Raw genomic sequence first — 26,496 nt, forward strand, 5'->3', positions numbered from 1 at the left:
GCCCGCTATGTCCTGACCGGATACGGACGGAGCGCCAATGAGCATTCAGGACCTCATCGACGATTTTGCCTTCCTCGACGACTGGGAGGAGCGCTACCGCTATGTCATCGAGCTCGGCCGCGGTCTCGAACCGCTCAGCGCGGCCGAACATGCGCCGGCCAACAAGGTCGAGGGTTGCGTCAGCCAGGTCTGGCTGATCGTCGAGCCGCGCCGGGCCGAGGACGGCACGCTGCACCTCCATTTCCGCGGCGACAGCGATGCCCATATCGTCCGTGGTCTGATCGCCATTCTGATGCGGCTCTATTCCGATCGGACGCCGGCCGAGATTCTCGATATCGACGCGCGCGCCATATTCGGCCGGCTCGGCCTCGACGAACATCTGACGCCGCAGCGTTCCAACGGGCTCTATGCGATGGTCGGGCGGATCCAGGCCGACGCGCGTGCGCATCTCACGCCGGCCGGCGGCTGACCGGCGCCCGCCGCTCCGAACCGAGCCGGTAATGCGCGACCAGCCGGTCGAGCGCGATCGCCAGCACCACCTTGCCGGCCCGCCGCGGCCAGCCGAAACGCCGTTCGGCGGCTTCCATGCCATCGAGAAGGCAGCAGACCGAAATCAGCAGATCCGAGAGGCCGGGACCGGCTGCGGCCAGGGCGGCGGCGACGCGATGGCGCGCGGCCAGCGCCTGGTCGGTGATCGCGGCCGGGTCGCGCGGCGGGCGCCTCTTGCGCTGGCGGCCGCCCACCGCCGACCAGTCGGTGGTCAGGCGCGGCATCAGCTGGCCGATCGTGAAGTCGCGCCGCAACCGCTCGCCCGCCTCGAACTGCATCTGGTCGATCAGCGGCTTGCCGTCCGGCCCCTTGCGACGGCGCAACCAGCCGAGCGGCGTCTCGGCCTCGTTGGTCGCAACCTCGCAGCGCAGGCCGTCGATCGTCACATGACGGCGGCCCGGCAGGCGATGCGCAGCGGCGAAACGGTCGGGATCGGGCGGCGCGCCACGGCGCCGGCGGGCCGGCTTCATGCGTCGCTGCCCGGCCGGGCGCCGCCTTCGAGCCGGGCCGCCAGCGCATCGAGCAGCCGGTCGAAATCGGGATCGTCGCGGCGGTCCTCGATCTGGCGGCAGGCATGGGCGGCGGTGCGGCGGTCGCGGCCGAACAGGCGTCCGACCTCCGACAGGCTGACGCCGAAAATCACATGGGTCAGATACATCGCAACCTGGCGGGCCAATGCCACCGTGGCGCGGCGCCGTGTCGGCGCCCGCAGTTCCGGCAGGGAGACCTGCCAGGCGCCGGCGACAAGGGCCAGCGTCCGGGTGGCGCGGTCCTGGCCCGGCCGCGCCGGGGACGGCCGGCGGCGCTTGCGACGTGGCGGCGCGGCGCTCCAGCCGGTGGCGGCCGGCCGGTCCGGGCTGGTGCGCCTGCCGCGATGAATATGAATTAAATCCTGTTCCATTGACCATCTCCCGGGCGGACCTCGCCACCTCTCACGAAGATTAAAGGAATTTATTCCTTTTCACTGGTCAAAATTGCCATGCCGCCGGGCGGACGGGGATAAGTTTCGGCAAGCCGCTGGACGGACAGGCGAAATCGGCCGCTGGCGGGCACCGCGGCCGGCTGCATCGGTCGGGAAGGATCGGTCCGGGGGTCAGTCCGTGCCGTTGCGGCAGGTCACGGTCACGCTGGCCGCGCTACCGCCGGCGCCGTCGCAGGCCATGCCCGGGAAACACATGGCGGCGGCCGCACCAGTGAAGTTGAAGGCGATATAGGCCCCGCCCGCCGGCGCATCGACGACGCCGGCCAGCGCATAGTCGCGGCGCTCGCCGCGCGTCAGCGTGATCGCCTCGCCGACGGCCAGATCGGACATGGCGATATAGTGTTCGCCGTCGAACATCAGGCTGGCGCTGCCGCCAACCTCGTCGAGGGTGCAGCGGGCGCGGAGATCGCTCGGCGTGGCGCCGCCCGTAATCGGAAACTTCGCCTGCTCGCCCTGGCGGATGGTGATGCTGCCGCCGTCAAGCGTCGCGGCCTGCGCGGCAGCCGGCAACAGCGCGGCCAGAACGGCGGCGCGGTGCAGCATCGTGCTGATTGGCGGGATCTTCACGGCAATCTCCCTGCGGCGTCCCGACCAGTCTCGCCGTTCGGGCGGCCCGGTTCAAGCGATGCGCAGATTGGCGCGTTCGGCCAGCGCATGCGCCTTTTCCGACTGCAGGAAGGCGTCGTGGCCCAGCACCATCGCGATCCGGCCCTCGGCATCGGCCAGCGGCAGGCGCAGCCAGAACTGGAAGACATTGGGCTGCTTCCAGGCATCGAGCGCGATCACGCCCTGGGCCGGGCGGCCGGCGCCGATCACCTCGCGATAGGCCGCGTCCCAGTATGCGTTCTGGTCGCCGAGATCGTATTCGTCGAGAAAATGCCCGGTCGTCTCGACGCCGAAATAGTCGCGCAGCCGCGTGCCGGCCAGGCGCACGCGCAGCCGCACCATATCCTCGCCCGCCGCCACCACATCGAGCAGGCTCAGCGAGGGCAGCAGCGCGCGCAGCTCGCCCGGCTGGATGTCGGCCCGCACCGGATAGCGGCCATCGACCGACTTGGCGCGCCAGTAATCGAAAAGCTCGCGCTGCTCGGGCACGATCAACTGGGCACGGATGGCTTGGTCGGCGCGGGTCAGGAGCACATCCTCCTCAGGCCGGCCAGCGGCCGGCGGCGAATCAGGTGGGAAAATCTTGGGATGCGGCGGGCGGCAATGCAAGCCGCGCGGCCTAGCGGCGGCTGCGGCCGCCCTGGCCGAGGCCCATCTTCTTGGCCAGCTTCGAGCGCGCATGGGCATAATTGGGCGCCACCATCGGATAGTCGCGCGGCAGGCCCCATTTCTCCCGATACTGGTCGGGGCTGAGATCGTAATGGGCGCGCAGATGCCGCTTCAGCGACTTGAAGCGCTTGCCGTCCTCGAGGCAGATCAGATAGTCGGGCGTGATCGACTTGCGGATCGGCACCGCCGGTTCGAGCGCCGGCCGCGGGCCGCCACCATCATTCGAGATCTGGGTCAGCGTCCCGAAAATCCTGTGGATCAGGCCCGCCAGTTCATCGGGCGCCACCTTGTTGTGACCGGCATAGGCCGAAACGATTTCCGCCGTCATCTCGATCAGTTCCGACTTCTCCGTCACCATCGCCTCTTGTTGTCTGGTCCGATCCACCGCCATCCCTGAATCCGCGCCGTCTTCAGGGCAATAAACAATCTCAATATTACAGACGATTCTATAGCGGCTGATTCTATAGCTCTTTTGACGATTAGCAATCAAGGTTCCCAGTGCTTCCGCGGCGGCAAATCACCGCCGCTGCGTTAACCCTGATTTAAATGGCCATTACACCCCGGCACTGCCGCGTCCGGCCGGGGCGGCGAGCCGGTCCCCGAGCCAGGCGCCCAGCCGCATGATGGCGCGCTCGCCCTCGGGCAGCATCTGGTAGAAGGCGTGCCAGACATGGATCATGTCGTCCCAGACCTCGAGTTCGGCCGCGACGCCGGCCGCGCGGGCGCGGGCATCGAGATCGCGCGCATCGTCGAGCAGCACCTCGTCGCTGCCGACCTGGATCAGCAGCGGCGGCAGGCCGGTCAGATCGCCGAAATTGGGCGAGGCCAGCGGCGCGCGCGGATCGGCGCCGTCGAGATAGAGCGCGGCCATTTCCCTGATACCGGCCTGGGTGATCATCGGATCGGCCGCGGCGCGCGAGGCATAGGTCGCGGTCGCGCAGGTCAGGTCGGTCCAGGGACTGAGCAGCGCGGCGGCCGCCGGCATCGGCAGGCCGTCGCGTTTGGCGGCCAGCAGCACCGCCATGGCAAGCCCGCCGCCGGCCGAGTCGCCGGCCAGCGCGATCCGTTCGGGCGCATCGCCGCGCGCCAGCAGCCAGCGATAGGCCTTCAGCCCGTCCTCGACGGCGGCCGGAAAGGGCGCTTCGGGCGCCAGCCGGTAGGCGACGCTCAGCACCGAGGCCCCGGCCGCCAGCGCCAGCCGCGCCGTCAGATGGCGATGCGAAACCGGCGAACCGACGACATAGCCGCCGCCGTGAAAATAGAGCACCACCGGCCCCGACCCCGAATCGCCCGCATGTGCCCATTCGGCGCCGAGACCGCCGAGATCGGCGCTTTCGACCGTCGCCCCCGGCGGCACCGGAAACATCTCGGCATTGCCGTCCATCACCTTGCGGCGCTCGTCGAGCGGCAATGCGGCGCGTTTGCTGCGTTCGCGCACCAGTTCCTTCAGCCGCGCGATGCTCAGCCCGTCACGCTCATTGGACATTCCGGTCTCCCTGTGTTTCGATTCAACGAGATTCGCGGCTTGCGATGCACGCTACGACAGCAATGCTAGCAGGCGGCGAACAGGACCGGCCTCACAAATCGAAGCGTCCATCCCTGACGATTTGACGAGGCCCGCGGTTTCGGTTGGAGCCATGCAGAATCTGTCGATCGAACGCTCAGCGGCGCCGCGCAACCTGCGCTATGCGCGCCCGGCATGGCGCAGCTTTCTGCGTCTCGGCGCCGGGGACCGGGCGCGGGTGCGCGCCTTTGCCGAGGCCGCGCCCGGCCTGCCCCCGCCGCGCCTGCTGGCGCCGGGCCTGCTCTCCTGCCGCGCCGGCGGCGCGCTGCGCATCGTCTATTCGGAACGGGCGGGCGTCACCACCGTGCTGGCGCTGACCGGCGGGAGCGACGGCCGATGAGCGCCGACGCCACACACCAGAAGATCGCCGGGCCCGATGGCGAAACGCTGTTCGTCGTGCTGCCGGTTGCCGCCTATGAAGAGCTGAAACGCGCCGCCGAGGATGCCGAAGACATGCGCGCCGGTCGCGCCGCACTGGCAGCCGGGGGGCTCGAGCCTGTCCCGGCCGCAGTCGCGCATCGCATCGCCGACGGCGAAAATCCGGTCCGCGTCTGGCGCGAGCATCGCGGCCTCAAGGCGATCGAACTGGCCCGCGCCACCGGCATGAGCGCACCCTATCTGTCGGAAATCGAGACCGGCAAGAAGGACGGCACCTTCCGCACCATGGCCGCCATTGCCGAAGTGCTCGGCGTCTCGCTCGACGATCTGGCGCCGCCGGCCGACGAAGCGGGCCGCCGCGACCGCGAGCGCCGGGCGCTGATCGACGGCGTCGGCGCGCAGATCCGCAAGCTGGCCGCGCTGGTCACCGGGCCGGTCGATTTCAATACGGCCGCCGTGCGCCGCGCGGTCACGCAGCTGGCCGCCGATGCGGTGGCGCTGAAGGCGCAGGGCGGCGAACTCGACCCCTGGCTCGACGAGGTGCTCGACGGCATCCGCGCCGTGCTCGATCTGGTCGACCGGGCCGAGGGCGACATCATCGGCACCGCAAGGGCGGCCCGTCTCGAACTTGAGGAAATCGTCTCGGGCCCGCGTTTCGCCCGAATTGTCGCCGCACCCGACGCCGCGGCGGAAGACGGGCCGGTCTATGCGCCGCCCAGTGCGGCCGACTGAGAAAGCGCCCGCGTCAGTCCGGCCGTTCACCGCCGCCCGCCAGCGTTTCGCTGGCCAGCGTCACATCCCAGCAATGCAGCGCCAGGTCGGCACGGTCGGTCGAGATCGTGTCGAAGAGCTGGCCCATGCGTTCGAGATCGGCCTTGCCGGGCAGCGGCCCCTTGCGCAGATCGACCGCGGCGACGATCAGGTCGCCGAATTCCTTGCGGTTGAGTCCGGCCGCCTTGGCCATGACCGACAACGGTTCGCCGGTCGGATCGTTGAGGATACGGAACACCGTGCCGGTGCGCAGACCGGCGAGGCCGGCCAGGCCTTCGGCCAGCGCGCCGAGGCTGCCGACCGCGGCATTGGCCAGCAGGTGATGCAGTTGCGCCTTGTCGGCGGCGACCGGCCGGCTGATCATCGACAGCGCACTGGCCAGCGCCGGATCGAAGGCGAAGGCGCCGATCTCGATTTCTTCCAGCGCATCGTGGACATGACGGCGTTCGACGGTGAAGCGGCTGAGTATTTCGAGCCGGAGCGGCGGCGGCGCCCACCAGAACACCAGATGCGCCAGACGCAAGGTCAGTTCCGGTCGCGCCAGCAGCGGCGTCAGCAAGGCCGGCTCGGCGGCGCTGCGCCGCGCCAGCGTTTCGATGGCACGCAGCGACAGTTCGGCGCTGCCGTTTTCGAGCAGGCGGCAGATCACCGCCGTCTCGCCGCCATCGATCAGCGCATCGGCGACATCGCTGCCCAGATCCTTGCGGCCGGCCAGGGCCAGCAGATGTTCGGGGCCGCCTTCGCGCACCACATGCACCAGGTCGCCGGCCTTCAGCGTGGCGCCCTCGGCCAGCAGCGGCCGGGCGATCTCGATATCGTCCAGCGCCAGCACCATTGCCAGTTCGCGCGGTCCGTCGCTGTGCTGCGTCAGGCGCTCGGCGATGCGCTGGCGCGTGGACGGATCGAAGCGCTGGGCCAGCGAGGCCAGCACCGAATCGAGGATGCTGCGCTCCTGCGGCGATACCAGCGAGGCCGGCAGCAGCGCCAGATCGGCAAGCCGGCGCAGCAACGCATCCTGATCGGCGGCGTTCGGCGGCGTTTCCTCGTCATCGTCCCGGGCGGTGCCGTAAAGGGCCATGAAGCTGCTTTTCCGGTTGGCGCGAATTCGGCCCCCATCAAACCATCCGCGCATTAACGCCCCGTAAAGCATCGGGCCCGGGCGATTTGCCGCCGCCGGCCGCGGCGCCTATCCTTGAAGGCCATTTCACCGGAAAGGCATATCGGCATGAGCGGAATTTGGCGGACGGGCATGGTTCTGGCGGCGCTGCTGGCGCTTTCGGCCTGCGGTCTCGGCGTCAGCAAGCATGCCGACGACCCCAACTACAAGGCCGGCCGCGCCGATGGCTGCTGGACGGCGACCTCGCGCGTCCCGGGCGATCCCTCGACCGTCACCCGCAACGAGGAAGCCTACAAGAGCGACGAGGCCTACCGGGCGGGCTGGAATGCCGGCTACAACGCCTGCCGCATCCGCGACGAGGGCAGCGGTGCCGGCATGCCGGACACGTCGAGCCGCGGCACCGGCGTGCGCTGACAGTCGGCGCATAATCGCGACGCATGCAGATGCCGATGGCGGAGTACCCCTCCCCAAAATTCGCGAGGCGAATTTACTCAGGCGCTCTTCGCGTCGGCAGCGACCGGGCGGTCGATCTCGAAGGCGAGATTGTCTGACGGGTCGGCCAGTTCGCGCCAGGCGACGCCCGGAATTTCCTCCACCAGCGCCGCGCCGCCGATCGCCGAGGGCAGTTGGAAGCCCGCGCGTGCGGCGCCGGCCAGCGTGCGGCGCGCCAGCACCACGGCGGCCTCGGCCGAATAGAGATGCGCATCCGGCGTTTCGAGCCGCGCGCGGCGCAGCGTGCCGTCGGGCGTGCGCGCCTCGCCCCAGACAACGGCGCGGCCGCGCGTCAGTTGCGTCTCGGTCAGCCGGCTGCGGCGGCGCCCCAGCTTCTTTTCAAGCCGCTTCAGGCCCCAGCCGCGGCGGAACAGGCGGGCCTTGAAGCCGCCGGCCGCCAGCACGCGTTCCAGCGGCTCGGGCAGCGCCTCGAAACATTCGATGGTCGAATAGGCGCCGCGATGGCGCGCCGCGGTTGCATAACCGTTCCAGGGCGCCAGCCAGGCCATTTCGGGACCGGCATCGAAATCGACTTCGAGACGGCGCGCGGCCGGCCGTGCCGCCGCCAGCTGGCCGTTCTTGACCGTCTCGCCGGGCTTGCGGGCGGCCTCGATCAGCGCCCGCGCCTCGCTTTCGAGCAGCAGCCCGCGCTTGACCGCCAGTGTCACCGCACGCGCGCCGGGCAGGATATAGGCCAGCCGCGCCGCCAGCGCATCGATCGCGGCGAAATCGAAACCGGCCCCGGCCAGCAGCATGACGCCGGCCTGGCGCGCCGGCTCGTCGCGCGCCTCCAGCGCGGCGGCCGTCGCACGGTCGGCCGACAGATCGATGAAATGCGTGCCGGTCGCCAGACTGGCGATAAGCAACGAATTGAAATCGCCCTCGGAAAGACGTGCCGCATTGACCACGACGCCGACATCGTCGAGCTGACCGGCAATGCGATGCGCGTCGCCCGGCGTGAAGATGCGCGGCTCGACTGGTCCGCCGCTCTGCGCCGGCCCGGCCATGGCGGCCGCGTGCTGCGCCACCGGCGCGATGTCGCGGCCGGCACCGATATGCGACACGCCGCGCGCCACCGCGACGCGCGAGGTCAGCGCGCCCATGTAGTGATCGACGCCATAGATCAATATGCGCGACTTCATCGTCCCACCCGCTTGCCGTCCCGCATCTGCGCGACCGACGGCCGCGCGCGCAAATGGTTGCAGCGGCGGCCGATCTCGGCTCCATTGTCGCGTCAGGAAGGAATGGCTGCAATGCGAAGCGCAAAAAAGAGGCCGAAACAGGCCGTCTTTACGTCGATAGCGTTAATTTTCGGGCTGTGTCTCCCGGGGATGGCGGTGTTGCTGCCGCCAGAGGCCGAGGCGCGCGTCCGGATCGAGACCGGCCGCGACCTCCATGCCGCCTGCGATGCGCTGGTCGCCCATCAGCTCAACCCGACCATGCCGATGCCGCGCGAAGCTCGCTATTGCCGGCAATATCTCGAGGGCTATTTCAACGTCCTGCGCTATCTGCATGAAGACGAAAAGCTTAAACGCAGCTTCGAGGCACCGGCACCCAATCCGCTCGGCTGCATCAATATCGACGGACCGCGATCCTGGATCCAGCTCGCGCAGCAGATCGTCCGCACCGGCGACTGGAATCCGCAACTGTTGGACGAGCCGGCCGTCAAACTCGCGCAAAAGACCTTCGCCGACCGCCCACCCTGCTGACCGGCGGCCGCGCATCGCCACGCGCCGGTGAAATCCTTAATTCAGTGTTCGGAAGATTTCGACCGTCGACATGCGATGTGTCATATTCCGGAACGCTCTGGAATCCTCGATTGTCCGGTGCGGGAAACGCCCATTACCGGATGTGACGATGCTGAACGAACTGAAACAGCGCGAGGCCGACGGCAATCCGATCCATGTCGGCCTGGTCGGCACCGGCCTGATGGGCCGGGGGATCGCGCATCAGATCGGACGCACGCCCGGCATGCGTCTCTCCTTCATTGCCGGCCGCTCGGAATCCACCCTGGGCGAAGCCGCCCGGCTCTACGGCAAGCCGGTCCGCGTCACCACCGACGCCCTGGCTGCGCTGCGCGATCCCGCGCTCGCCTGCGACGTGCTGATCGAGGCGACCAATTCGGTCGTCGCGGCCCATGACTACTGCATGGCCGCCATCGAGCGGAAGGTGCATTGCGTGCTGATGAATGCCGAAGTCGATCTGATGCTCGGCCATCTGCTGCGCGATGCGGCGGCGCGCCACGGCGTCGTCGTCACCAGCGATGCCGGCGACCAGCACGGCGTGCTGGCGCGGATGATGGAAGAAATCGAGATGTGGGGTTTCGAGATCGTCCAGGCCGGCAACATGAAGGGCTTTCTCGACCGCTACCGGACGATGGAAGGATCGGTCGAGATCGCCCGCAGCCTCAATCTGACGACCAGACAGTGTCTCGCCTATACCGACGGTTCGAAACTCAATATCGAAATGTCGCTGATCGCCAACGAGCACGGCCTGACACCCTTCGTGCCGGGCATGCAGGGCCCGCGCGCCGAGCGCATGGAAGACGTTCTCGATCTTTTCGACTTCGACGCCTATGGCGGTCAGGGACGGGTCGACTACATTCTCGGCGCCCGGCAGCATGGCGGCGGCGTCTATGTCGTCGGCCGCTGCGACGATGCGTTCAAGCGCGGCTATCTCGGCTATTACAAGGTCACCGGCCGGCATCCCTATTACGTCTTCCTGCGCCCCTATCACCTCTGCCATCTCGAAACGACGCGCGCCGTCGCCATGGCGGCACTATATGGCAAGGCCGTGATCGGCCTGCGCAAGGGACGGGTGACCGACTGCTATGCCCATGCCAAGAAACCGCTGCAGCCGGGCGATACCATCGGCCATGCGATCGGCAGCGACGAAGTCTATGGCCTGATCGTGACGGCGGCCGACGCCGATGCCGCCGGCCAGGTGCCGCAGGGCCTGCTCGATGTCGAGGAAGGTCCGGCGCGTCCGGTCGTGCGGCGGGCGCTTGAACGGGACGAACCGCTGAGCTTCGATCATCTCGACATGCCCGCGACCCGGCTGCTGGATCTCTGGACACGACAGCAGGCGTTGCTGGCGCGGGCGACGCCCGAACCGGCAACACTGCCGCAACCGGTTCTGGCCGTGTCGTGACCGAGGAAGCCGCCGCCATCTCCGCCCGGCCGATCCGCCTGACCGTCGAGAGGGAAGGCATGGAAGGCTCGGTGCAGCATTTCTGGCACTACATGTTCGGCTACCTGCTGCCCACGGTCGATCATCACCTCGCCCATGCCGCCGATCGCCGCCGCTACGTGCTCGAATCCTGCGGGCCCGTCATGGACGCCGTCACGCGGGAATGCCTGTCCTGTCTCGGCGTCGATTTCGTGATCGCCGCTGCCGACGAGATCGCGCGGCAACATGCGGCCGCCGAGGAAGTCCTGCTGGAACACTGGGACCGCTTCACGCAGGATCCGCAATTCAGGCAGGAACTGCGGTCGCGTCTCGACCGGGTGGTACCGGCCCTGAAGGCGGCCATTCCCAACCGCTGCGGTTGCGGCGCCGATGTCGCGCTGGCGGGCCGGATCCTGCTGCTGGAACGTTCGGCGATGCCCAATTTCTACGCGCCGGGCGGGCCGGCCGAAATTCCGAGCTATGGCCGGGCCCGGCGCTACCTTACCAATCTCGTCGAAGTCTGCGCGCAGATGCAGGCCCGCGGCTATCCGGTTGCGATCTACGAGCCCGGCGGCCACAGCGTCGGCTGCCAGATCGCGGTGTTCTCGAAAGTGCGCGGCGTCGCCGGCATCGAAGGCGCCGAATTCGCCAATCTGATCTGGGCGCCCGAAGGCACGCGGGTCTATCTGCTCCGCCCGCCCGGTTTCGTCATTCCCTTCCAGCAATGCCTGTCCGAATGCATGAACATGCCCTACCGGCAGGACAATTGTCCGGGCGTGATCGAGCCACTCGACCGCTACGCGCTGCAGGACTTCTTCGCCGGGATGGGAAAGCCGACGCTCGGCGATCGCATCGTCGCCTCCTTCCGCCGCTGGACCGCACGCGCCTGACCGGCGCTACTCGCCCGACAACAGCGCGCGGCCATTGAGCGGGTTGACCGGACGATTGGTCGGACCCAGCAGCGCGGCGATGCGGGCCAGCGCTTCGGCGCTCGCCGTTGCCGGTTCGCGCATCACGATCCATTGCACGCCCTCGCTGCAGGGCGGCGTGGTCAGCGAACCCTCGAAGGCATGAAAGGCGCGCGACGCCGGCAGCAGATGCGTCGGATCGAGCGCGGCATCCGGTTCTGCCGAGGCGCCCACCGCATCGGGCAGCGGCAGTTCGTCGATGACGCCGGCAGCGCCCGCATCGATCAGCACGCCCACCACCGCCAGTCCGCCTTCTGCGTTGCGGTGAACGAGATGCGCTTCCATCGGAAAATGCCGGCCGTCGATGCTGTGTTCGCTCGGCGTATGGACATGGAACTGCAGCAACTCATATACGACCCCGCCGACGGTCAGCCGGTTGCCCGCCGCGACATTGGCCTGCAGCGTATGGCCGAGATTGACCACCGTCGCCGCGCCCGGCCGGTAGTCGAGGACGAGCGGCGGCGCCGCGCCGTCCGCCGTGCCGGCATCGGGAAGGTCGATGGGCGACTGGCGCGCGCCGGTGCGGCAGGTTGCATAGGCGGGGTCGATATCGGCCCAGTGTTCGGGCCCATGCGCCGTCCCGTAGTCCCAGGCGGCATGTTCCCCGCCGCCCTCGGCCAGTGCACCGCCCGTCATCAGGACCGCGGCCACGCAGCCCGCCACGAAGATCCCTCGCGCCCGCTCGATCCGTTGCATTTCGTTCCCCCGGCTGTCTGGTCCGCACGGCGCGGACAGTCGGCAGGTTACGCCCGGGGCGCCTTCCGTACCAGCTTGCCGTGCCTCACAATTTTCGCTGTCTGTCGGCACAACGCTCACGGCACGATTGCGTCCGTCAGGTCGATCGCCCCGCGCGACCGCCGGACACGCCCGCCCGCTTCGAGCGCGGCCAGCGCTTCGTTGACGCTCTGGCGCGACAGGCCGAGCATCGCGGCGAGATCGGCCTGGGTCGTCCGGACCGGCCCGGCCGCCCGGCCGCCGGGCCGGGAGTCGGCCAGCCAGACCAGGCGGTCATGCACACGGTCCTGCGCGTTGCGCGTCAGAGCCGACACCAGAAAGGCCATCAGGGTACGGACATACTGGCAGACCGCCGCCTCGACCGCGCGCCTGATGTCCGGGAATTCCTGCGACAGTGCCGTCACCTGCTCATGTGCAACGAAGCCGACGCTCGAGCCGGCATCGATCGAGACGAAGACCGGATAGTTCTGCAGATCGAGCGTCGCGACCTCGCCGAAGGTTTCGCCCGGCCCGAAGTCCCGGAACAGGATCTGCTGTCCCTGGGCGCCGATCACATACATCTGCGCCCGGCCCGCCAGCACCCGGTAGAGACCGCGGGCCCGCGTCGTCGGCGTGTAGACATCCCCGCCGGTCCGCGACAGATGCGGCGCCATGGCCCTTTGGAGGGCATCGCGCGCCCTGTCCGGCAGACCGTCGATCCAGTTGTAGGGGCTTGAGGGATAGGCCGGCATTGGAGCGCTCCCGGAAAAGGTCGAAACACGCCCCAGAGTGTCGGCTTCCCGACAAAACGCAACAGGCCGGGCGGATAGGTTCAAGGCTGGAAATTCAGGGAGCTGGAACCATGATCATCGACCGCAAGACCCGCATGCCGCTGCTGGCGGGCGCCAGCCTGGCAATCGCCCTGGCGCTTGCCGCCTGTTCGGAGCCCGAGAGCGATCGCAGCGACATCGCGCCCCCGCCCGCCGGCGAAGCGACCGAAGCGACGCGGCTGGCCAATGCCGCCTTCGCCGCGCGCCTGCCGCTCGATTCACAAGCCGATTTCGAGGATGCGCAGCGCGGGCTGCTGGCACAGATCGACGCCGACGCGATCCATGATGCCGACGGCAATGTCGTCTGGCCGATCAAGGCGTCGGATTTCATTGCCGGCGAAAGCCCCGACACGGTCAATCCGTCGCTCTGGCGGCAGGCGAAGCTGACCAACCTGCACGGATTGTTCGAGGTCACGGACGGTATCTGGCAGGTGCGCGGCTACGATCTGGCGGTGATGACCGTGATCCGCGGCGAGACGGGATGGATCGTGATCGATCCGCTGCTGGCGCGCGAGACGGCGGCGGCGGCGCTGAAACTGGTCAACGACACGCTGGGCGCCCGGCCGGTCACCGGCGTGATCTACACGCACAGCCATGCCGATCATTTCGGCGGCGTGCGCGGCGTGATCGACGAGGACGACGCGAAGGCCCGCAACGTCCCGATCCTTGCGCCCGAAGGCTTCCTGACGGCGGCCGTTTCCGAAAACCTGCTGGCCGGCAACCATATGTCCCGGCGGGCCGTGCTGATGTTCGGCAATGCGCTGCCGCATGATCCGGCCGCCCAGGTCTCGGTCGGTCTCGGACCGGCCCTTCCCAAGGGTTCGGTCGGCCTGATTGCGCCGACCGAGGAAGTTCCGGGGACCGGCACGCAGCGCACGGTCGACGGCGTCATCTTCGAATTCATCGACGCGGCCGACACCGAAGCCCCGGGCGAGTTCATGTTCTACCTGCCGCAGTTCAACGCGCTCTGCACCGCCGAGGTTGCGTCGGGCACGCTGCACAATGCGCTGACGCCGCGCGGCGCCCATGTCCGCGACCTGCTGAAATGGAGCCAGGTGATCGACCATGTGCTGACCGAATACGGCACGGCCGATATCGTCTTCGCCTCCCATCACTGGCCGAAATGGGGCGCGGAGAATGTCGAGAAGTTTCTGCGCGACCAGCGCGACATCTACCGCTACATCCACGACCAGACGGTGCGGCTGGCAAATGCCGGCGGGACCATCGCCGAAGTCGCGGAGGCGCTGCCGGAGCCGGCGCTGCAGGGCGAAGCGTTCCACACGCGCGGCTATTACGGCACGCTCAACCACAATGCCAAGGCGGTCTACCAGTTCTATTTCGGCTGGTGGGACGGCGTTCCGGCCAACTACCATGCGCATCCGCCGGTCGAACGCGCGACGCGTCTCGTCGCCGCCATGGGCGGTGCCGATGCGGCGCTGGCGGAGGGCCAAAGGGCCTTCGAAAGCGGCGACTATCGCTGGGCCGCCGATGTCTTCAACAATGTCGTCTTTGCCGATGCGGCCAACGAAGCCGCGCGCGACTGGCTGGCGGCCAGTTACGAACAGATGGGCTTCCAGGCCGAAAGCGGCGCCTGGCGCGCCTATTACCTGTCGGGCGCGCAGGAATTGCGCCGCGGCCTGCCCGATGTCGGCGAAGTCAATATGGGCAACAAGGACTTCATTGCGGGCGTGGCGAGCATCGACCTGTTCAATGCGCTGTCGGTGCGCTACGCGCCGGAAAAACTGGCGCGCGCGCCGTTCGAACTGAACTTCCGTTTCACCGATACGCAGGAAGACATTCTGGTCGATATCGGTCGCGCGGTTGCCTTTCCCCGCCTTGGCGCCGTTTCGGAAAATGCCGCCGCCACGATCCGCATGAGCCGGAGCGCCTTCGACGACCTGATGTTGCGGCGGCGCAGCTTCCCGCAACTGGCGCAGGCCGGCGAGGCGACGCTGGAGGGCGATGCGGCGGCGCTCGGCGCCTTCTTCGAAGCCCTCGAAACGCCACCCTTCTGGTTCAACGTCGTCGAGCCCTAGGCGGAACGAGCCCCCTTCGGGGAGGGTAGGAAGGAAGTGGAAGGCATTCCCCTCACCCGCCCCACTTCGTCCATCTCCCGTGAAAATCGGTACGGCCGAGGGTTCGCGTTTCGCCTTCGCCGTCCGGCCAGAGCGTCAGCGTGACGGCGGCGGACAGCTTGTCGATTTTGTCGGGTTCGGCGCGAAGCCACGCCACGGGGGCGTCCTCCGTTGCGGCAGCGCCGGCGCGCGCCATGGCCGCTTCGATGCGGGCCTGCGTTGCCGCCGGCAGATATTGCCAGACAATGGTATGCATCAGTACACGGACGATGCCACGTTCGCCCGCATGCCCGAAATGCCGTTCGACCCATTCACCCGCGTCCGCCTTCTCGACCGCGACGCCGGTTCGCGCCGCTTCGGTCAGCGCCGCCGCGATGCGGGCAAGCCGCGCCCGCTGGTCGGGCCAGATATAGGCAAGCAACCTTTCACGGTCGCGCACGGCATCGAGCGGGTTGATGTCGCAGCCCGCGCGCGCGGCCACGCGAAGCGGCGCGTCGAGCGGCGGCAGATCGCCCGACCAATCGGCTGAGATCGTCACGGCCGCATCGGCGGCGCCCCACCTTGCCGCGCCCAGTTCATAGGCGTAGCGGTCAAACACAAGGTTCAACCCGGCGCTCGAACCGATTTCGTGGATCGCCAGCGGCAACCCGGCCGCCGCTGCAAGATGCAACGCGCCGCCAAGCAGCGCATTCGAGCGCGCCACTTCGTTGGTCTGCGGTGGGCTGTCGAGAAAACACGTCAGGAAATCGTCGTGGCCGGCCATTGCCGCCGCAATCGCATCGCGCAGCACATCGTCATCCGCATCGTGCGGCGGATAGGCGGCGGCAAGGCCTGCGCAGCCGCCCGACCGCGCCAGCGCATTCAGCGCACCGGCCGCGCGCAAGGCCAGCGCGTCGTTTACCGGATTGCCTTCCCATCCGAGAATCCGCGCGCCGAAGCCCGTCTCGCGCGTCAGCCCGTCCGCCAGCGCCTCGCAGACGCGGGCGGTGAACGGCGAGCCGAGATGCCGGCAGGCCACCGCCTGGCGTCGGAAGGCATCGGGGATCGTGCGCGTGTCGGGCATGATTTTATTCCGTTTACGGATTGATTTCTCGTTTTCTTCTCTTCCCACCCTCCCCCTGAGGGAGGGTCGAAAAATTCGAACGCAGTGAGGATTTTTCGGGGAGGGGTAGGCATGGGACTTCAGCGCATAATCGATAGCGCACCATTTGCCGATAGCGGAGCACCCCTCCCCAAAATTCGCGATGCGAATTTTGACCCTCCCTCAGGGGGAGGGTGAAGAAATCAAGCCGCCCGCGTCTCTTCCGGCCAGTCGCCGACATAGACGGACTGCGGGCGGATCAGGCGTCCGACCCGCTCCTGTTCCATCACATGCGCGGTCCAGCCGGCAATGCGGGCCATGGCGAAGACCGGCGTCACCGCGTCGCGCGGGATGCCGAGCGCTTCCAGCAGCACGGCGGTGTAATACTCCATGTTGGTGTCGAGGCGCTGGCCGGGCTTGGCTTCCTTCAGCGCCGCCAGGGCCTCGTGTTCGACCTTGCGGGCGAAGCGCAGGCGCTCGTTGTTGTTCGTCAGCAGGCTGACGGCATGGGCGAAGACGTCGGCGCGCGGGTCGCGCACCTTGTAGACGCGGTGGCCGAAGCCCATCAGCCGGTCGCCCCGCGCGATCGCCGCCTCGAGCCAGGGGCGGATATTCGCCTCGGTGCCGATCTCGTCCAGCATGTCGAGCACCGGACCCGGCGCACCGCCATGCAGCGGCCCCTTCAGCGCGCAGAGCGCGCCGACCACCGCCGAGATCGTGCCGGCACGCGTCGCGGCAATGACGCGGGCGGTGAAGGTCGAGGCGTTCATGCCGTGATCCATCACCGTCACCAGATAGGCATTGAGCGCTTCAACCTCGGCGCTGCTCGCCTCCGCATCCCTCAGCATATGGAGGAAATCGGCGGCATGGCCGGCCGTCGGATCGGGCGCGACCGGGGATTTCCCTTCCTGCTGCCGGCACAGTGCGGCGACAAAAACCGGCGCGGCACCCAGCACGCGCAGCGCGTCGCTCACCTGGGCGGGGATATCTCGACTTATCCCCGGGGTCGGCTCGCCGTCCGGGAGCATCGACAATCCGGTACGCAGACCTTCCGTGACAGTTTTGTGACAGTTCCGTGACAGAAGGGGGGGTACGAGCCTGAACGCTGCTGTGCGCGCGCTGCCCAGCGCGGCCTTCAGATCGCCCGTCTCGGCGCCCGCGGCGCGCCAGAGTTCGGCCACGGCACCTTCAAAATCGTGAGTTTTTACAAGGGTTTCGACCTCATATCCGGCGACGATCAGGCGCCCCGCCTCGCCATCGACATGGCTCAGATTCGTCTCCGCGGCGACCACATTGTCGAGGCCGCTGGCTGTTGCGCGCTCCTGTGTGACTGTCTTCGACATCGCTCAATTCCTTCCGTTCCGGCGCTGAAATCCCAATATTTTCATAGGCTTGCTCCGCAGACGCCGCAGCGCTGCACAGCGGTTTGACAGCGCGCTGTCACAATTGAAGCTGGGCGATACTTGATTGATCGTCAATCTTGATTAAGCTAATCAATGTAAAATCATTTTGGACAGGTCATGGCCAGGAAGCCCGGAAATCGGCCGGAAAGCCTCTATCTCTCGGCGCGCGAGGCGGCGGCCGAGCTCGGAATCAGCCTCGCCTCGCTCTATGCCTATGTCAGCCGCGACCTGATCCGCTCGGAACCGGTGCCGGGGTCGCGTGCCAGGCGGTATCGCGCCGAGGATGTGCGGCTGCTCAAGAAACGGCGGGTTTCCGCCGAAAATCCGGCCCTTTCGACCTCTCTCAGCTTCGGCCTGCCGGTGATGGATTCGGCGATCACGCTGATTGCCGACGGTCAGCTCCATTATCGCGGCTCGGATGCGACGGCGCTGGCGCGCACCTCCTCGCTGGAGCAGGTGGCAGCGCTTCTCTGGGGCGCGCGCGAGCAGCCCTTCACCCGCGAGGCGGTGCTGCGGCCCAGCGCGGCATTGCAGAAAATGGCTGAAAGCCTCGCAAAAAGCCCGCGAATCGAGCGTTGTCTGGCGCTCCTGCCGCTCGCCGCGCTCGAGGATGCCGCCGTCTACAACATGACCGATCAGGGCCTTGCGGCCACCGGCGCGCGGCTGATGCGCTTCGTCGGCGCGGTCATCTCGGGCGCGGAACCGAGCGACAAGCCGCTGCACGAGGTCCTCACAAGGGCGCTGACGCAGGGCGAGAAACCGGCCTCGGAACTCATCCGCGCGGCACTGGTGCTCTGCGCCGATCACGAGCTCAATGCCTCGGCCTTTACCGTCCGTTGCGTCGCCGGCACCGGCGCCACGCTATATGCAGCGGTGCAGGCCGGCATCTGCGCCGCGCAGGGGCCGCGTCACGGCGGGCTGTCGGGGCGCGTCGAGAGCCTGCTGCTCGACATGGCCAACCGTCAGGACGTCGAGGACGCGGTGCTGCAGCGGCTGAAGGACAACGACCCGGTGCCGGGCTTCGGTCATCCGCTCTACCCGGAAGGCGATCCGCGCGCCAAGGCGCTGATCTCGATGCTGAAAGAGAAATACGGCGACGATGCCAACTTCTTGCGCGCACAACGAATTCTGCGCGTGATGGAAGAAGCGGGCGGCCTCAAAGCCAATATCGATTTCGCCATCGCCGCCATGGGCGCCGTGCTGCATCTGCCGCGCGGTGCGGGCCTCAGCATTTTCGTGCTCGGGCGCACGGCCGGCTGGATCGGCCATGCGATCGAGCAATATCGCACCGGCACGATGATCCGGCCGCGGGCGCGTTACACGGGCGAGGCACCCAGATGATTGAAAAGACTGCATTAATCGCCGGCGCGAGCGGGCTTGTCGGCGGCCATCTGCTGAAGCTGCTGCTTGCCGATCCGCAATACAGACGCGTCGTCGCGGTGACGCGTCGCCCGCTCGGCGTCGCGCCGTCGCCGAAGCTCGAAGAGGTGGTTGTCGATTTCGATGCGCTCGACAAGTCGTTGGCGCAGAAGAACATTTCGGTCGACGACGCCTTTTGCGCGCTGGGCACGACGATCAAGACGGCCGGCAGTCAGGCCGCCTTCCGCAAGGTCGACTTCGACGCCATTGTCGCCTTTGCAAAAGCGGCCAAGGCACGCGGCGCCAAACGCATGATGCTGGTCTCTTCGATCGGTGCGGATCCGGCTTCGTCCGTTTTCTATTCGCGCGTGAAAGGCGAGACGGAACAGGCGCTTGGCGCACTCGGCTTCGAGGCGCTGCACATCTTCCGCCCCGGCCTGCTGATCGGCGCAAGGCGGGAATCGCGCCCCGTCGAGACGATCGGCAAGCTGGTTTCACCCGTGCTCGATGGGCTGATGTTCGGACCGATGCGTGCCTATCGTTCGATGCAGGCCGAAAATGTTGTGCGCGCCATGCATGCCGCTGCGGCAAGCCCAACATCCGGACGGCAAATTCATGCCTACGACCAGATGATGCGTCTGGCGGGGGCTTGAAATTACCTTTCACGTGATACAGTTCCAAAAATGAATTGAGGTTGGGAGGATGCCGTCATGACGGCGCAGCAGCGCACGGCCTCGGCCGAAAACGGCGAGATCGCGCGTGCGCGCCGGCAACGCCTCAACTTCTATCTCGGCGGACAGGCGAGCTGGTTCGTCAGTCTCGGCATCCAGTTCGTGATCTTTCCGTTCCTCGTGACGCAGGTTCTCAACGAACCGGCCGCGCGGGTCGGCATCGCGCAGATGTCGCTGATGGCACCGGCGATCCTTTTCATGCTGCTGGGCGGCACGGTGGCCGATCATGGCGATGCGCGGCGCATCCTGATCCGTGTGCATATCCTGTCGGCGCTGCCGCCGCTTGTCCTTGCCGGAATTTATCTTTCCGGCAACCTCACTTACGCCTCACTGATCATCTTCGCGCTGACCATGGGCACGCTGAGCGCCTTTGCGATCCCCGCACGCGACTCGGCGCTGACCCGCGTCGCCGAAACCGGCATCCAGCAGGCCGTGACCATGGCGATGGGCGTGCAGATGGGCTCGCAGCTTGTCGGCATGCTGATTGCCGCCCTCGCCGCGCTGACCGGCACGCCGGCGCTGCTGATCTTCCAGGCTTGCATCATGCTGTCGGGCTTTTTCGCCTCGCTGAAGCTCGCGCCGCTGCCGCCCTCCAATGCGGCCAGCAGCGAGAGCCGCTTCGCGCAGATCGTCGACGGGCTGAGGGAAGCGGCGCGCATTCCCATCGTCGCCACGGTGATCGGCCTCAATTTCGCGGTCGGGCTATTCTATGTCGGCAGTTTCCTTGTGGTCCTGCCGCTGATGATCCGGGATATCTACCTGACGACGTCGGCCGAATTCACGGTCAAGTTCGCGATCATCAATATCTGTTTCTGGGGCGGCACCATCATCGTCAACATGGTGCTGTTCCGGATCGGCCATATTGGCCATCGCGGACGGATGATGATGGGATCGCTCGCCAGCGGGCTGATCATCCTCGCGCTCTTCCACTTTCCGATGCCGTTCTGGATGATCTGCGTGCTGGTGTTCTGGTGGGGCATGGGCGCCGGCACGACGATGACGATGGGGCGCACCATCGTTCAGATCGCCGCGCCCGAAAGCCACCGGGCGCGTGTGCTCGCCGCCTATCAGCTTGGTTTTTCGGGCGGCGCGCCGATCGGCGCCCTGACCATGGGCCTTCTCGTCGGCTGGCTCGGCATTTTCGATGCCGTGCTGGTGCCGGCGACGATCATGGTGGGCATCCTCGCCGCGCTCTACTTCCTCTCGCCGATCTGGAGCTATAAGGCCGAGATGGAGTAGCGCTGGCCGCTTCGAACGCGCACTTTGCGACCGCCAGAGCCGCGCCTATAGTGAGGCAACCGAACCAATTTCCATCCGTCTATCGGCAGCATCTCCGCCGATTCGAGGCCTCCTGATGACACCAGCAGACGCGCCCGCCGGGACGCCGCGCAACGACCATGGCTGGTACATGGCGGGCCTGTGGGGCTATTTCCTGGCGGGCGGCATTCAGGGCGTGCTGTTCCCGTGGATCATCGCCTTCGTGCTGCATGAAAGTTCCGACCGCGTCGGCATCGCGCAGATGTTCTCGATGCTGCCGATGCTGATCCTCGGGCTGTTCGGGGGCGCGATGGCCGACCGTGTCGAGTTGCGCGCGCATCTGATGCGGCTGCAATTTCTTGCCATGGTGCCGCCGCTCCTGCTCGCAGCGCTGATCTGGAACGGCATTCTCTTCTACGAAATGATGATCCTCTATGCGATCGCCCTGTCGACGATCGGCGGTTACGTGATGCCGGCCCGGGATTCGATGCTGTCGCGCGTTGCCATGACCAGCCTTGGCGGCAATATCCAGCGCGCGGTGGCGCTGGCGATGAGCGGCCAGTTTCTCGGTCAGGTCGGTGGCTATCTGCTCGGGAGTCCGGCCGAGTATGTCGGCGCGGCGCCGTTGCTGATCCTGCAGGCGAGCCTGCTCGGCTTTGCCGCCTTCACGACGTCGCGGCTTGCCGTTTCGCCGCCCGTCGAACACGGGGCACCCGGCGCGCGGCGGCGACCGCTGCGCGACGTCAAGGAAGGACTCGAAGCGGTGTGGCGCGACGAACGCATTCGTCCGGTGCTGCTGTTGATGTTCTTCTCCGGCATCCTTTTCATGGGCGTCTTCATGGTGCTGTTCCCGCTGCTGATCCGCGATGTCTATCACGGCAGTTCGCGCGAGATCGGCTTTGTGTTCATGTCGTTCTTCGGCGGCATCGGGATTTCGTCCTTCACCCTGTCGCGACTTCGACCGATCCGCCGGCAGGGCCGCGCGATCATGCTGGCCATGTGCACCGGCTCTGTCGTCATGGTACTCATCCATTTCGAACCGCCGATCTGGGGCGTCTTCCTGCTGGCGCATCTCTGGGGACTGGCGGCCGGGATTTCGATGAGCCAGTCGCGCGCCATCGTTCAGGAAGGCGCGACGCCGGCGCTCAGGGCGCGGATGCTGGCGGGCTTCAATCTCGGCACGATGGGCGGCGGGCCGATCGGCTCGGTGCTGATCGGCTTCCTGATTGCCTGGGTCGGCCCGCTCGATGCGGTGCTGGTGCCCTGCGGGCTGATGATCGTGCTGTGGGCGGCGATCTACTGGCTGACGCCGCTGTGGCGCGTCGAGGCGCCACCACGATAGGTGACGCCTCGCCGATGCCTCAGCTGTACTTCCGTTCCTGCCACCAGGGGTAGAAGGACGGCATGTCGGTGGAGGTCTTGCAGGGATAGACCGCCGGACGCTTTTCGAGGAAGGACATGACGCCCTCCTTGGCGTCGGCCGAGGCGCCGCGCGCATAGATGGCGCGGCTGTCCACCTTATGCGCTTCCATCGGGTGATCGGCACCGAGCATGCGCCAGAGCATCTGCCGCGTCAGCGAGACCGAGACGGCGGCCGTATTGTCGGCAATCTCGCGCGCGATGGCGCGGGCGGCCGGCAGGAGATCGGCCGGCTTGTGCAGCGAACGCACCAGGCCGCCCTTCAGGGCTTCGTCGGCGCCGAAGACGCGGCCCGAATAGGTCCATTCCAAGGCTTGGGAAATGCCGACGACGCGCGGCAGGAACCAGCTCGAGCAGGCTTCCGGGACAATGCCGCGGCGGGCGAAGACGAAACCGAACTTGGCGTCCTCGGAGGCAAGGCGGATGTCCATGGGCAACTGCATGGTGACGCCGACGCCGACGGCGGCGCCGTTGATGGCGCCGATGACCGGCTTCAGGCTTTCGAAGATGCGCAGGGTCAGGCGGCCGCCGCCGTCGCGCACGCTTTCATGGGACCAGTCGATCTCGCCATTGGCCATGACTGGCGTACCCTGCTTTTCGGGGCGGTCCTCGCGATCGGCATAGTCGAAGGTCTTGGCGCCCGCCGAGAGGTCGGCGCCGGCGCAGAAGGCGCGGCCCTCGCCGGTCACGATGATGGCGCGGACATTGTCGTCGGCATCCGCCTTGTCGAAGGCGTCGATCATTTCGAACATCATCTGGCCGGTGAAGGCGTTGAGCTTGTCCGGGCGGTTGAGGGTGAGGGTCAGGATATTGTCCGCTACCTCGTATTTGATCGTCTCATAGGCCATATATGTTGCTCCCTCTAAGCGGCTTTATGCCGAATTTCACGTGCGGCGGGCGTTGCCGTTGCGTCAATCGCCCGCACGCCAAAGCAAGTTGACGGAAGTGTCATATTGCTGTGTCTTTGCGGCAGCAGGGCCGCGGATTTTCTGGCCCCAGATATAACAATGGGCGCGCATAAAAGCGACGCCGCCTTTCAAGTACCCCCGGGAGACGACCAGCGATGCATCCTTATGTTCACGCCGCCAAGACGCCGGACAAGCCCGCCTACATCATGGGCGCGACCGGCGAGACGGTGACCTTCAAAGAACTCGACGAGCGTTCGAACCAGGTGGCGCATCTCTGCCGCGCCGCGGGTCTGAAAGCCGGCGACGCGATCGCCATTTTCATGGAGAACAACGCGCGCTATTTCGAAATCTGCTGGGCGGCGCAGCGCGCGGGCCTCTATTTCACCTGCGTGTCGTCGCGTCTGACCGCCGGCGAGATCGCCTATATCGCCGCCGATTGCGGCGCCAAGCTGTTCTTCACCTCGAAGGCGCTGGAGGCGACGGCGCGCGAACTGGTCGAGGGCAACCATCTGCCCGGCGTCGAACGGATGTTCACGGTGGGCGGCGCGGTCGCCGGGTACGAAGCCTATGAGGCTGCGCGCGACCAGATGCCGAAGACGCCGATCGCCGACCAGACCGCCGGCACCGACATGCTCTATTCGTCGGGCACGACCGGCCGGCCGAAGGGCATCCGGATCCCGCTGACCGGCGGCGCCATCGACGAGGCGTCGGGCCTCGTCCTGCTGGCGCAGCTGCTCTACGGCATGGACGAGAATATCCGCTATCTCTCGCCGGCGCCGCTCTATCACGCCGCTCCGCTGCGTTATTGCATGACCGTCAACCGGCTCGGCGGCACCATTGTCGTGATGGAGCATTTCGACCCCGAAGAAGCGCTGAAGCTGATCGAAAAGTACAAGATCACGCACAGCCAGTGGGTGCCGACCATGTTCGTCCGGATGCTGAAGATGCCGGAGGACGTGCGCAAGAAATACGACGTCTCGTCGCTGAAAGTGGCGATCCATGCCGCCGCCCCCTGCCCTGTGCCGGTCAAGGAACAGATGATCGAATGGTGGGGACCGGTGATTTACGAATATTATGCCGGTTCCGAAGGCAACGGCTTCTGCGCTCTCAATTCCGAAGAGTGGCTGGCGCACAAGGGCTCGGTCGGCAAGCCGCTGATGGGCAAGCTGCATGTCTGCGACGAGGAAGGCAACGAACTGCCGATCGGCGAATCCGGGACGATCTATTTTGAGGCCGAAGATCCAAACGCGCCGATGTTCCAGTACTACAACGATCCGAAGAAGACGCAGGAGAGCCGGCATCCGACGCACAAGCACTGGTCGACGCTGGGCGATATCGGCAAGGTCGATCAGGACGGCTATCTCTATCTGACCGACCGCAAGGCCTTCATGATCATTTCGGGCGGCGTCAACATCTATCCGCAGGAAGCAGAGAACATCCTCGTCATGCATCCGAAGGTCGCCGACGTCGCCGTGATCGGCGTGCCGAACGAGGATTTCGGCGAGGAAGTGAAGGCGGTGGTGCAGCCGGCAAACTGGGCCGATGCAGGCCCCGCGCTCGAAGCCGAACTGATGGAATTCTGCAAGGAGCATCTCTCGGCGATCAAATGCCCGCGCTCGATCGACTTCCAGGAGGAACTGCCCCGTCATCCGACCGGCAAGCTCTACAAGCGTCTGATCCGCGACCGCTACTGGGGCAACCGCGAGAGCAAGATCGTCTGAAGCGGTTCAAGAAGAAATACAGACGGCCCGGCGAATGTCCGGGCCGTTTTGCGTTCTGGCACTCGGGGTACCTTACGGCCCATGGATCCAGGCTTCTCCCGGCTTTCGCCGGGATGACACCCTTGTTTTCCGAAATGCGACGGGCACCGGTCCGTCGCGCCGGTCCGTTCATTCACACAATGTGCTAGATTGAGCCGATTCATCCGGACGGAGGTTTTCCATGCACACGGCGCTCAAGGGATTTGTCGCAGCGGCCATGCTGGCCAGCGGAATGGCCGGGGGGACGGCGCTGCTTGCCGGCGGGGCTGCAGCGCAGACTTCCGAGTTGCACACGCAAGGGCGCGAGTGCCGCAATCTCGGCAAGTCGAACAAGGCGTTCGAACGGAACTACTATGTCTATTTCGAAACCAATTCCAGCCGGGTCGACCCCAAATACCAGAAGGAATTCGAGCGCATCGTGAAGTTTGCCAAGGGCCAGAAGGCCGGACAGATCTGTCTTTTCGGCAAGGCCAGCAAGGTCGGCGATCCGGCGGCGAATATCGCGCTGTCGCAGAAGCGGGCCCGGAATGTCGCCGCCGGGCTCGAGGCGGCGGGCTGGCCGCGCTCGAAGATGCCGATCGTCGCCGAGGGCGAGGCCTGGGGCTGGCTGCAGGAAACGCTGACCTGGGATTCGAAGGAAGACCGCCGGGTCCGGATCAGGCTGTCGCGCTGAGTGCTTGGCGGGGGGCGCCCGGCCCGCTAGTTTGTGGCCGCAAGAGGCTCCCTCGGGGCCGACAGAGACACCAATCACCCAACGGGAGAGCCATATGCGCGTTTTCGATACGGTTGCCGATTATGTTGCCGAGAAGGGCAAGGAGATCGGCGTCAGCGAATGGGTCCAGATCGACCAGGACCGCGTCAACAAGTTCGCCGACGCGACAGGCGATCACCAGTGGATTCATATCGACCCGGAACGCACCCAGAAGGAACTGGGGATCGGCACGATTGCGCATGGCTATCTGACGCTGTCGCTGCTGCCCTATCTGATGGGCAAGATCAGCACGGTGAAGAGCGCGACACGCGGCATCAATTACGGTTCCAACCAGGTCCGTTTCACCAACATGGTGCCGGTGGGTTCCCGCGTGCGCTGCCGCGTCAAGCTCAAGGATGCGACGCCCAAGGCCGGCGGCACGCAGATCACCAATGAAGTGACTATGGAAATCGAGGGTCAGGAGCGTCCGGCCATGGTCGCCGAAACGCTGAGCCTGATCTTCGAATAAGCGAATTTGCGCGCCCCGCTTCCCGCAGGCGGGGCGCCAACCGACATCAAGGAGTTGAACGGATGACCGGCGACAGCGCGACGAAGCCCGACGACGAATGGCAGAAAAAGCTGACGCCCGAGCAATATGCGATCACGCGATGCGCGGCGACCGAGCGTGCCTTCACGGGGCCCTGGCTCAACGAGCATCGCGACGGTACCTTCAGCTGCATCTGCTGCAAGACCCCGCTTTTCCGCTCCGAGACCAAATATGAGAGCGGTTCGGGCTGGCCGAGTTTCTTCGACGCGATCGCGCCAGGCGCCATTGCCGAACGCGAAGATGTCAGCCACGGGATGCGGCGGATCGAAATCGCCTGCGCCAAATGCGATGCGCATATCGGGCATGTGTTTCCCGACGGGCCGCAGCCGACGGGGTTGCGCTATTGCACCAACGGCACGGCGCTCGATTTCAAGCCCGACGCCGACTGACTATAATC

The 26,496-nt window shown here is 66.6% G+C and carries 28 protein-coding genes and 1 pseudogene; 16 read left to right on the plus strand and 13 right to left on the minus strand.

Annotated elements, in window-relative coordinates:
* Positions 1–37 precede the first annotated feature (37 nt).
* The gene (locus AAC071_RS10190; protein ID WP_339832222.1) at positions 38–469 is read left to right on the plus strand and encodes a SufE family protein; all 432 of its coding nucleotides are present in this window, start codon (positions 38–40) and stop codon (positions 467–469) included.
* On the opposite strand, the gene AAC071_RS10195 is transcribed toward AAC071_RS10190, so the two are convergent.
* From AAC071_RS10195 to AAC071_RS10220, 6 genes are all read right to left on the minus strand, one after another.
* Positions 450–1,019, minus strand: a complete 570-nt coding sequence (locus AAC071_RS10195) for a DUF6456 domain-containing protein (RefSeq protein WP_339832223.1) — start codon at positions 1,017–1,019, stop codon at positions 450–452. The two genes, AAC071_RS10190 and AAC071_RS10195, sit on opposite strands and share 20 nt — an antisense overlap.
* Positions 1,016–1,450 (minus strand): helix-turn-helix domain-containing protein, encoded by a 435-nt coding sequence (locus AAC071_RS10200; protein WP_339832225.1) that lies wholly within the window; start codon positions 1,448–1,450, stop codon positions 1,016–1,018. Before AAC071_RS10200 ends, AAC071_RS10195 begins: the two co-directional genes overlap by 4 nt.
* Positions 1,451–1,642: 192 nt before the next feature.
* A complete protein-coding gene (locus tag AAC071_RS10205) occupies positions 1,643–2,098 on the minus strand; it encodes a hypothetical protein (protein ID WP_339832227.1) in 456 nt (151 codons plus the stop codon).
* Between the two features lie 51 nt (positions 2,099–2,149).
* Entirely contained in the window at positions 2,150–2,671 is a 522-nt protein-coding gene (locus AAC071_RS10210) for a PAS domain-containing protein (RefSeq protein ID WP_339832228.1), read from the minus strand.
* Positions 2,672–2,756: 85 nt separating this feature from the next.
* Positions 2,757–3,197, minus strand: a complete 441-nt coding sequence (locus tag AAC071_RS10215) for a MucR family transcriptional regulator (protein ID WP_339832229.1) — start codon at positions 3,195–3,197, stop codon at positions 2,757–2,759.
* A 162-nt stretch (positions 3,198–3,359) separates the two neighbouring features.
* A complete protein-coding gene (locus AAC071_RS10220) occupies positions 3,360–4,292 on the minus strand; it encodes an alpha/beta hydrolase (RefSeq protein ID WP_339832231.1) in 933 nt (310 codons plus the stop codon).
* A gap of 151 nt (positions 4,293–4,443) precedes the next feature.
* On the opposite strand from AAC071_RS10220, the gene AAC071_RS10225 reads away from it, so the two are divergent.
* Together AAC071_RS10225 and AAC071_RS10230 are read left to right on the plus strand one after the other, a co-directional pair.
* Positions 4,444–4,710: a hypothetical protein gene (locus AAC071_RS10225; protein ID WP_339832233.1), complete on the plus strand. Its 267-nt coding sequence runs from the start codon at positions 4,444–4,446 to the stop codon at positions 4,708–4,710.
* A pseudogene (locus AAC071_RS10230) lies at positions 4,707–5,081 on the plus strand (helix-turn-helix transcriptional regulator); the annotation flags it as partial. The gene AAC071_RS10225 and the pseudogene AAC071_RS10230, both read left to right, overlap by 4 nt.
* A 412-nt stretch (positions 5,082–5,493) precedes the next feature.
* Here AAC071_RS10230 and AAC071_RS10235 read toward each other — a convergent pair.
* Entirely contained in the window at positions 5,494–6,597 is a 1,104-nt protein-coding gene (locus AAC071_RS10235) for a DUF2336 domain-containing protein (protein ID WP_339832236.1), read from the minus strand.
* A gap of 147 nt (positions 6,598–6,744) precedes the next feature.
* Here AAC071_RS10235 and AAC071_RS10240 point away from each other — a divergent pair, with 147 nt between their 5' ends.
* Positions 6,745–7,050: a hypothetical protein gene (locus AAC071_RS10240; protein WP_339832238.1), complete on the plus strand. Its 306-nt coding sequence runs from the start codon at positions 6,745–6,747 to the stop codon at positions 7,048–7,050.
* Between the two features lie 77 nt (positions 7,051–7,127).
* Here AAC071_RS10240 and AAC071_RS10245 read toward each other — a convergent pair whose 3' ends face one another.
* Positions 7,128–8,270, minus strand: coding sequence for a hypothetical protein (locus AAC071_RS10245; protein WP_339832239.1), 1,143 nt, complete (start codon positions 8,268–8,270; stop codon positions 7,128–7,130).
* A 195-nt stretch (positions 8,271–8,465) separates the two neighbouring features.
* On the opposite strand from AAC071_RS10245, the gene AAC071_RS10250 reads away from it, so the two are divergent.
* The 3 genes from AAC071_RS10250 (at position 8,466) to AAC071_RS10260 (ending at position 11,186) form a co-directional block, all read left to right on the plus strand.
* Entirely contained in the window at positions 8,466–8,837 is a 372-nt protein-coding gene (locus tag AAC071_RS10250) for a hypothetical protein (protein ID WP_339832240.1), read from the plus strand.
* 148 nt (positions 8,838–8,985) lie between these two features.
* The gene (locus AAC071_RS10255) at positions 8,986–10,278 is read left to right on the plus strand and encodes a hypothetical protein (protein WP_339832242.1); all 1,293 of its coding nucleotides are present in this window, start codon (positions 8,986–8,988) and stop codon (positions 10,276–10,278) included.
* The gene (locus AAC071_RS10260; RefSeq protein ID WP_339832243.1) at positions 10,275–11,186 is read left to right on the plus strand and encodes a glycosyltransferase family 61 protein; all 912 of its coding nucleotides are present in this window, start codon (positions 10,275–10,277) and stop codon (positions 11,184–11,186) included. The genes AAC071_RS10255 and AAC071_RS10260 overlap by 4 nt, the downstream gene beginning before the upstream one ends.
* A gap of 6 nt (positions 11,187–11,192) precedes the next feature.
* Here the strand turns inward: AAC071_RS10260 and AAC071_RS10265 are convergent, their stop codons facing one another.
* Positions 11,193–11,960 (minus strand): carbonic anhydrase family protein, encoded by a 768-nt coding sequence (locus AAC071_RS10265; RefSeq protein WP_339832244.1) that lies wholly within the window; start codon positions 11,958–11,960, stop codon positions 11,193–11,195.
* Between the two features lie 116 nt (positions 11,961–12,076).
* Entirely contained in the window at positions 12,077–12,730 is a 654-nt protein-coding gene (locus AAC071_RS10270) for a Crp/Fnr family transcriptional regulator (RefSeq protein ID WP_339832245.1), read from the minus strand.
* 110 nt (positions 12,731–12,840) lie between these two features.
* Between AAC071_RS10270 and AAC071_RS10275 the strand changes: the two genes are divergently transcribed.
* On the plus strand, positions 12,841–14,844 hold the full coding sequence (locus AAC071_RS10275) for an alkyl sulfatase dimerization domain-containing protein (protein ID WP_339832246.1): 2,004 nt from the start codon (positions 12,841–12,843) through the stop codon (positions 14,842–14,844).
* 52 nt (positions 14,845–14,896) lie between these two features.
* Here AAC071_RS10275 and AAC071_RS10280 read toward each other — a convergent pair whose 3' ends face one another.
* Positions 14,897–15,946, minus strand: coding sequence for a DUF2332 family protein (locus tag AAC071_RS10280; protein WP_339832247.1), 1,050 nt, complete (start codon positions 15,944–15,946; stop codon positions 14,897–14,899).
* 221 nt (positions 15,947–16,167) lie between these two features.
* Complete coding sequence (locus AAC071_RS10285) at positions 16,168–17,307, minus strand: citrate synthase/methylcitrate synthase (protein WP_339832249.1); 1,140 nt, start codon at positions 17,305–17,307, stop codon at positions 16,168–16,170.
* 177 nt (positions 17,308–17,484) lie between these two features.
* On the opposite strand from AAC071_RS10285, the gene AAC071_RS10290 reads away from it, so the two are divergent.
* From AAC071_RS10290 to AAC071_RS10305, 4 genes are all read left to right on the plus strand, one after another.
* Entirely contained in the window at positions 17,485–18,708 is a 1,224-nt protein-coding gene (locus AAC071_RS10290; protein ID WP_339832250.1) for a citrate synthase family protein, read from the plus strand.
* Positions 18,705–19,379 carry an NAD(P)H-binding protein gene (locus AAC071_RS10295; protein WP_339832252.1) on the plus strand — a complete coding sequence of 225 codons (675 nt, stop codon included), beginning with the start codon at positions 18,705–18,707 and terminating at the stop codon, positions 19,377–19,379. Before AAC071_RS10290 ends, AAC071_RS10295 begins: the two co-directional genes overlap by 4 nt.
* Positions 19,380–19,436: 57 nt before the next feature.
* Complete coding sequence (locus AAC071_RS10300; protein ID WP_339832253.1) at positions 19,437–20,696, plus strand: MFS transporter; 1,260 nt, start codon at positions 19,437–19,439, stop codon at positions 20,694–20,696.
* Positions 20,697–20,811: 115 nt separating this feature from the next.
* Positions 20,812–22,056, plus strand: coding sequence for an MFS transporter (locus AAC071_RS10305; RefSeq protein WP_339832254.1), 1,245 nt, complete (start codon positions 20,812–20,814; stop codon positions 22,054–22,056).
* 19 nt (positions 22,057–22,075) lie between these two features.
* Here the strand turns inward: AAC071_RS10305 and AAC071_RS10310 are convergent, their stop codons facing one another.
* Positions 22,076–22,981, minus strand: coding sequence for a crotonase/enoyl-CoA hydratase family protein (locus tag AAC071_RS10310; RefSeq protein WP_339832255.1), 906 nt, complete (start codon positions 22,979–22,981; stop codon positions 22,076–22,078).
* A gap of 215 nt (positions 22,982–23,196) precedes the next feature.
* Between AAC071_RS10310 and AAC071_RS10315 the strand changes: the two genes are divergently transcribed.
* The 4 genes from AAC071_RS10315 to msrB all read left to right on the plus strand — a co-directional run bounded on the left by AAC071_RS10315 (position 23,197) and on the right by msrB (position 26,488).
* On the plus strand, positions 23,197–24,762 hold the full coding sequence (locus AAC071_RS10315) for an AMP-binding protein (protein WP_339832256.1): 1,566 nt from the start codon (positions 23,197–23,199) through the stop codon (positions 24,760–24,762).
* A gap of 220 nt (positions 24,763–24,982) precedes the next feature.
* The gene (locus tag AAC071_RS10320) at positions 24,983–25,474 is read left to right on the plus strand and encodes an OmpA family protein (protein ID WP_339832257.1); all 492 of its coding nucleotides are present in this window, start codon (positions 24,983–24,985) and stop codon (positions 25,472–25,474) included.
* A 94-nt stretch (positions 25,475–25,568) separates the two neighbouring features.
* Complete coding sequence (locus AAC071_RS10325; RefSeq protein ID WP_339832259.1) at positions 25,569–26,021, plus strand: MaoC family dehydratase; 453 nt, start codon at positions 25,569–25,571, stop codon at positions 26,019–26,021.
* Between the two features lie 62 nt (positions 26,022–26,083).
* On the plus strand, positions 26,084–26,488 hold the full coding sequence (gene msrB, locus AAC071_RS10330; RefSeq protein ID WP_339832261.1) for a peptide-methionine (R)-S-oxide reductase MsrB: 405 nt from the start codon (positions 26,084–26,086) through the stop codon (positions 26,486–26,488).
* Positions 26,489–26,496 lie beyond the last annotated feature (8 nt).

It is taken from the genome of uncultured Parvibaculum sp. (assembly GCF_963975745.1).
Lineage (GTDB): Bacteria > Pseudomonadota > Alphaproteobacteria > Parvibaculales > Parvibaculaceae > Parvibaculum.